Below are 6,260 nucleotides of genomic sequence, written 5' to 3'. Positions count from 1 at the left end.
GGCGACACGTCTCTGATGGGGCATTTGCCCCGCCAATCGGTGCATTTCGCTGTCGATCGACGACGCCTCGCTATCCCGCGACCGGATGAGGCGATGTGCGGCTCACTACTCAATGGGAACGGAACTTGCCGCACTCACTCGTGTGCACTGCCGAGTCGGAGTTCGCCATCGGCCGTTGGAAGCGGAACGGATTGAGGCGTATGTCGCCGGCGAGGTACGGGCGGCGGCTGTTCAGCAACAGGTTTACGGTGCAGCACCCAAACGTGAAGATCCCGAAATCGCCGTGCTTCAAGGGGCTGCACGCTCTGCGCCGCTACCCTAACGGCTGAGGAACGCTACATCGCCTGCAAGCTGTGCGAGGCGGTCTGCCCGGTCTGCTGCGTCACCATCGAGGCAGAACCGAGAGCAACCGACAATACCCGTCGCACGACCCGCTAAGAAATCGACCTGTTCATGTGCATCTATTGCGGCTTCTGTGAAGAGGCCGTCCAGTCGACGCCATCGTGCTGACCCGCTTCTCGACTTTCAGTTTGAGAATCGCGACAGGAGCGTTATCCACAAACTGCAGGTATTGGAGCTGGGCGAGCGATTCGAAACCGAGATCGCCGACGACCGCGCCCGGGACGCCCGGTATCGTTGATTACCACTACCAAACCACCGCGCCTGAATGACCGATTGTCCATCGAGCAGGCGTCTGCTCAGGCTGCATCACGGGAGCTCCATTGGTTGACAAAACATCAAGGCCGCGGCATAGACTAGCGACAGATCCGCGCCCCTGCCGGTTCTGGTATAAATACGGTCGTGCTCACATCCAGGTCCCGACGGGGGGTTGCCTCTCTGATGCTTTCGGCTGCCCTCGCCGGACCGCTGTTCCCGTGGGCCACTGTCCGACCTGGGTAACGAGACTGGCGCGGTTCTTGATCGACTCACGATAGACGAAAACGAATCGCGGTTAAACCGTTTGTGCCCGAGTCGACCTCGAGTCGACGGAGTTTCACGATCAACTGCAGCCATCAGAGCGCGCTATGCCCTATCGATTCAAACGCAAAGAGTCCGTCCCCAAATCCGTCCATCGAATCGTCGCCGAACAGGCTGAGCGTGCCGCCGCGGAGCTCGGCGGGGGCAACCCCGACATCCACGACGCGGTACACAATGCGCGCAAGCACTTCAAGAAGATCCGCAGCGTGTTGCGTCTGCTGCGCCGCGAGCTCGGCGACCGTACCTATCGTCGGGAGAACGACTGGTTTCGCGATGCGGCCCATCGGCTAGGCGGAGCAAGAGACGCCGAGGCCATGATAGAGACCTTCGATCAGCTCGCCGAACGCTACGAGTCCCTCAGAGCCGACGGACCTCTCGCCCAATTTCGCGTTGATTTACTGTCGCGCCGCGAGCGGATCATCGGCGAGCAGCAGGCACTGCCGGAACTCGCCCGCGAGCTTTCTGTGCAGCTGCACGAAGTTCCTAAACGGCTGCAGGATTGGTCGTTGAAACGGAAGGGGTTCAACGCTATCGCCTCAGACCTGGAGCGCAGCTACCGGCATGGTCGCAAGGCACTCCACAAGGCTGCGGGCAAACCGACGGATCACCGTTTCCACCAATGGCGCAAGCGGGTAAAGGATTACTGGTACCACAACCGCCTGCTGCGGCGGTGCTGGCCGGCGCTCATGGAGGCTCGCGTCGGCGAACTTAGGCGGCTATCCGATCTGCTCGGCGACGACCACGATCTCGCAATACTGCGCTCAACCCTCAAGCAAGAACAAGATGATTTCGGCGAGGCCTCACCCCTAGTGGCCTGCCTGGCCGCACGACGCCAGGACGAGCTGCGCGCCGAGGCATGCGCTCTGGGTATGCGCCTGTATGCGTCAGCGCCAGCCTGCGAGTTAGACCATCTCGAAGCCCTGTGGCGGAGCTGGAAAGGCGGTTGATTGACGACGCGACGCTAAACACCAGCCCATCGGATTGCACGGTCACAGCTCGTCGGTTTTTGCCGCCATGATGAAGTCGTTGCGGTGCAGCCCCTTGATCTTGTGGGTCCACCAGGTAACTGCGACACGACCCCATTCAGTGACCAGGCGAGGATGATGGCCCTCCTTCTCGGCCAGTTCGCCGACCTTGTTGGTGAATACCAGTGCCTGCACAAAGTCGTCGAACCGAAACGCTTTCTCCAACTGCATGACACCGTCGTGCTCCTCGATCGACCACCCCGGCAGTGCCTCCATCAGGGTACTGGATTCGGCTTCCGGTACCCGAGGCGAATCGGTGCGGCAGGCCTCGCAGCTCTGGTGGCTTAAATCAGTCATGATCGGACCTCCTCGTCGTTTCTGGGTCGGGTTATGCGGACAGCGCCAGTCGCCAAATCGATCAACGGATGTCGGTGGCGAGGACCAAATCACCCTGCTCCGGTGCATTTGCACCACGAGCACGAGAACACCGTCAGACGGCGATAGCACAGCCCTCGCGGATCACGTCATCAGCGGACAGGTGATGGCGCTCGAACAACTCCTTGGTGCGTCCGGAGTGCAGCTCACCGGTGACACCCATGCGAAACACCCTGCCAACACGGCCGACCTGGCTGCTGACCGCCTCGCGCGTATAGAGAATTTTGCAGGCGGCGGTCGCGAGTGGCCGGTCATGCGGATGAAATCGTAGGCCCGTGTCAGGAAGGCGGCGAAGGTCGCGGCAACCGGGACCTTACCGCTCACCCCAAGTCCCAGGGCGGTACCGGCCATGTTCTGTTCGGCGATGTGAGCCTCGTAGAAGCGTTCAGGAAAGGCCCGGGCGAAGCGTTCGGTCTTGGTGGAGCTCCTGATGTCACCATCCAGAACCACCAGTTCCGGCAGGTGGTTCCCGAGCTGGCGCAAAGCCTCACCAAAGGCCGTTCGAGTGGCCACCTGCTCACCAATCCGATAGTCGAGCGAGAGCCCGGGGAAGGGTACCTTTTCCCGTGGTCGTGCGCGGCTGAGGCGCCGCTCCTGGGCGCGCAGATAGGCATGCAAACTATCCCGGTAGGCCTCCAGCCCGAACAGCAGACTAATGTTTGTATTGATGCCTCGGTACAGCAGTTCCTCCACCACGTCTATGCCCACCCGGTTTCCGGGAACCTTGATCAGCAGATTGGGACGGTCGACCGCACGCCACAGTTCCTGCGCCTGATACAGCGTGCCAAGCGGGTCGTCCGCCAGGTGCGATGAGACCTCGAGGCTGACATAACCGTCCTGTGACTCACTGCGATCATAGACCGGCCGCAGCAGATCGCAGGCCGTGGCAACGTCGGTCACGGTCAGGCTGCGGGAGATCGACGGCACCGAAAGTCCGTAGTATATCCCCTCGCGGATCTGCTGGTCGTACAAGGGGGAGCCCTCGATGGCGCGATGGAAGAGCGCCGGGTTGCTGGTGACTCCGGTGAGCCCCCTGACGCTGGATGCGGCCTGCCAGCGAACCGTCCTCCAGCATGGAGCGTGAGAGACTGTCGGCGACCTGGATATTCTGGTCACCGCCAAGAAGGACTCGTCGGTGATGGATCATTTCGTCGAGTACGACGAGGTGCAAAAGGCCATCTCCAAGGGCAGTACACGCTCCACCGTGCGCCTGAGGAGCGGTCTGAGCGCCGATTTGCGGGTGGTCCCCGCGGTCAGCTACGGCTCGGCGTCGATCGACTTCACCGGCTCCAGGGCACACAACATTGCATTGCGTAAAATCGCGGTGGACCAGGGCTGTAAGGTAAACAAGTACGGCGTGTTCGAGGGGAAAAGCGCATTGCCGGCCGCACCGAACCAGAGATCTACGACAAGCTCGGGTTCCAGTCTGTGCCGCCGGAACTACGCGAGGATCACGGTGAAATCGGGGCGGCAAGGAAGGGCAGGCTGGTCAGCGTCGACCTCATCCGTGGCGACCTCCTGTAGCACCAGGGTTCTCAGAATGAACCTGTCAGGCGATGCGCTATCTGATGAATTTTTCGTCGGCGCCATGAGGCAAGTGTCCGGCGCTGTCATTCGCACTCTGGGAATTCTTGCAACGAGCAGATTATCAACGATGCGCTCTTGGCCATGAAAGAAGCCTGCTCCCCCGTTTGGCTGAAAGCACGCGAAGTCACCTCGAACAGCTGCATAGTCGATTAGAGGAATTGGCCTGACATGTCGTAATTCTGCGGGTAGGAGGTTCAGCGGAAAAACGGTGGGAAATCGACGCGCAGCCAGCCTCCATCTCAGTGGACCAACAGCCGCTCTGTTCGACAACCGGCAGGTACATCGGGGAAGCATTCGACAACGCTCGGCTCGATCCCTGTCCCTTGCACTGCGGGTCCCCTGATTTTCGGTTCCTTCCGTCTTCGATTAATCGCTGATTATCTATTCGTGACTTTCGGGCCCTGTTACCGATGCGTCGAAGACCTGATAACCGCGGCGCACCCAATCCTCGTCCAGGATGCGATCCGGTTGCAAAGGGGACTTCTTGAAATCCCATGACATTCGGGCGGCATTCGTATACCTGATGCAGCAGGGCATCCGCGCGCTCTCGCCACCGGTACTCGCTGAACCATACGTTGTAAGTCAGTCAGACGGTTCGCACTGAAGGAGCGCGTAAATACGCCCGGTCGCCACGTTCCTGTGGCAGGATCGAAACCATGAGCTTGCGGCACGCTTACTCCAGGATATTCATCCATTGCGGACTTCGTCATGCGCCACCAGACAACCATCGACTCATGTCATGTGAGTGGGCGCATCGACGCCCGGCATGGCGCACGTATCCCAGTCAAATGCCGCCGCACCTGATCCACGGCCTCCTCGCCGGAAACCGCTTCCGCGACCACCTCGGTCCCCTCCGTGGCGGAGTGGTCCTCCATCAAGCGCCGCATCCCTGGCCTCACAAGGTCGTGGTCATCAACCTGTGGACCCGACAGCCGTCGACGCGTTATCACAACTACCAGGTATTGTAGGGTGTCTTCACGAGATTGACGTTGTAATAGCGCGGGTCGTCAGACACCTCCTCCGACACCCAGTCCGGTCGTTCGAACGTTTCGCCCACCGCAGAGAGTTCCACCTCTGCAACGACCAGGCCGTCATTGTCACCGCAGAACTCGTCCACCTCCCAGGTCTTGCCGGCATGCTTGACAAAGTGCCTCACCTTCTCGATCAGCGGTCTCTCGCACATGCCATCGAGCAATGCGCGCGCCTCCGAGAGGGGTATCTCGTACTCGAACTCCTGGCGCTGCACGCCGGGCTGAGCGCTCTTGATGGTAAGGCGCCCCTTCGAGCCCGACTCCCGCACCCTGACAGAGCAGCGATCATTGTTCGCGAGATAGCCCTGACGGTAATCAACGCTGCGCGTGGCTTCGCTGCGCCAGGAGTCGTCACGTACGAGAAACTTATGTTCGATTTCTTTAGGCATATCTGAATGTCCACGGACCTATCGAGATCCTGCGAAAATGAGGCGATAAACACGCCAGGAAGGGGCACAAACAGCCCTCGTGCATCGCCCAAGGGCTGTTTATCCTTACTCATGACGTTCCGGACTGGCAGGTCGGGCTTGGCATATACCGTTCATTGCGAGTATCGCAGAATCCTGCCGCTACCCCTTCCGCCGGATCGCCCGGTCTCCAGGCATCCCTTCCGATTCACTCAACACCCCTTTCCGGGCGACCAGAGATTGCACCACGCGTTCGGCGAGATCTCGCCCTCGACAACCTGGCATGCATTGTCCTTCGCCACGCAATACCAATGCCAGCGCTTTCGCTTCAACCTTGACTCGACCCCCGCTTGGGGAGTCCGGTTCACAAACGACGTTAGCCGGTGGCCGTAAAGGGATTGACTTGGGCGAATTGGCCAATTGGGTGGTGGATATGATCCTGTTCGATGGGACCTGGGCAGGTTAGATTTCTGCCGCGAGCGGCGTGGCCGATGCAATTTCGGTGCGAGACGCGATCCATCTGGGAAGTGCGGGAGCCCACACGCGCGCTCCTGACGCGCGTGTCGTTGCCGTCACGTTATGTCCCTCTATCCCAACTCGGCGAGCAAGACGAGCAACGTGCCGTCAAGCAGATTCATGTCCGCTAGGAGTCTGTCGGACTTTCCGTTAGTAATCCATTAAAATAACGGTACCGCGGAAGGCCACCCAAAGGGAAGGGGTGCGGCTCTTTTAAAACGACGCTCCGACACAGCAAATTAACGGGTTCTGGCAGAAATCGAAAGGACACGACTCACTCCTCATGACGACCGGATTCACGCCGCCTCATCGAGTGCTTCGGTAATCGGCGAACCCGGGTA

5 protein-coding genes and 1 pseudogene are annotated in these 6,260 nt (G+C 60.1%); 3 read left to right on the top strand and 3 right to left on the bottom strand.

Going from position 1 to position 6,260, the window contains the following annotated elements; genetic code table 11:
• The first annotated feature begins 200 nt into the window (after window positions 1-200).
• Together nuoI and LJE91_09630 are read left to right on the top strand one after the other, a co-directional pair.
• Window positions 201-640: pseudogene (gene nuoI / locus LJE91_09635) on the top strand (NADH-quinone oxidoreductase subunit NuoI).
• Window positions 641-1,025: 385 nt separating this feature from the next.
• The gene (locus LJE91_09630) at window positions 1,026-1,925 is read left to right on the top strand and encodes a CHAD domain-containing protein (protein ID MCG6868963.1); all 900 of its coding nucleotides are present in this window, start codon (window positions 1,026-1,028) and stop codon (window positions 1,923-1,925) included.
• A gap of 42 nt (window positions 1,926-1,967) precedes the next feature.
• On the opposite strand, the gene LJE91_09625 is transcribed toward LJE91_09630, so the two are convergent.
• Window positions 1,968-2,300, bottom strand: coding sequence for a 4a-hydroxytetrahydrobiopterin dehydratase (locus tag LJE91_09625; GenBank protein MCG6868962.1), 333 nt, complete (start codon window positions 2,298-2,300; stop codon window positions 1,968-1,970).
• Between the two features lie 162 nt (window positions 2,301-2,462).
• Complete coding sequence (locus LJE91_09620; protein ID MCG6868961.1) at window positions 2,463-3,494, bottom strand: hypothetical protein; 1,032 nt, start codon at window positions 3,492-3,494, stop codon at window positions 2,463-2,465.
• 22 nt (window positions 3,495-3,516) lie between these two features.
• Here LJE91_09620 and LJE91_09615 point away from each other — a divergent pair, with 22 nt between their 5' ends.
• On the top strand, window positions 3,517-4,050 hold the full coding sequence (locus LJE91_09615) for a hypothetical protein (GenBank protein ID MCG6868960.1): 534 nt from the start codon (window positions 3,517-3,519) through the stop codon (window positions 4,048-4,050).
• A gap of 867 nt (window positions 4,051-4,917) precedes the next feature.
• On the opposite strand, the gene LJE91_09610 is transcribed toward LJE91_09615, so the two are convergent.
• The gene (locus tag LJE91_09610) at window positions 4,918-5,385 is read right to left on the bottom strand and encodes a CYTH domain-containing protein (protein MCG6868959.1); all 468 of its coding nucleotides are present in this window, start codon (window positions 5,383-5,385) and stop codon (window positions 4,918-4,920) included.
• Window positions 5,386-6,260 lie beyond the last annotated feature (875 nt).

Source organism: Gammaproteobacteria bacterium (assembly GCA_022340215.1).
Classification (GTDB): domain Bacteria; phylum Pseudomonadota; class Gammaproteobacteria; order JAJDOJ01; family JAJDOJ01; genus JAJDOJ01.
The sequence above is the reverse complement of the archived record's forward strand: the minus strand, read 5'-3'. Positions and strand labels throughout refer to the sequence as shown.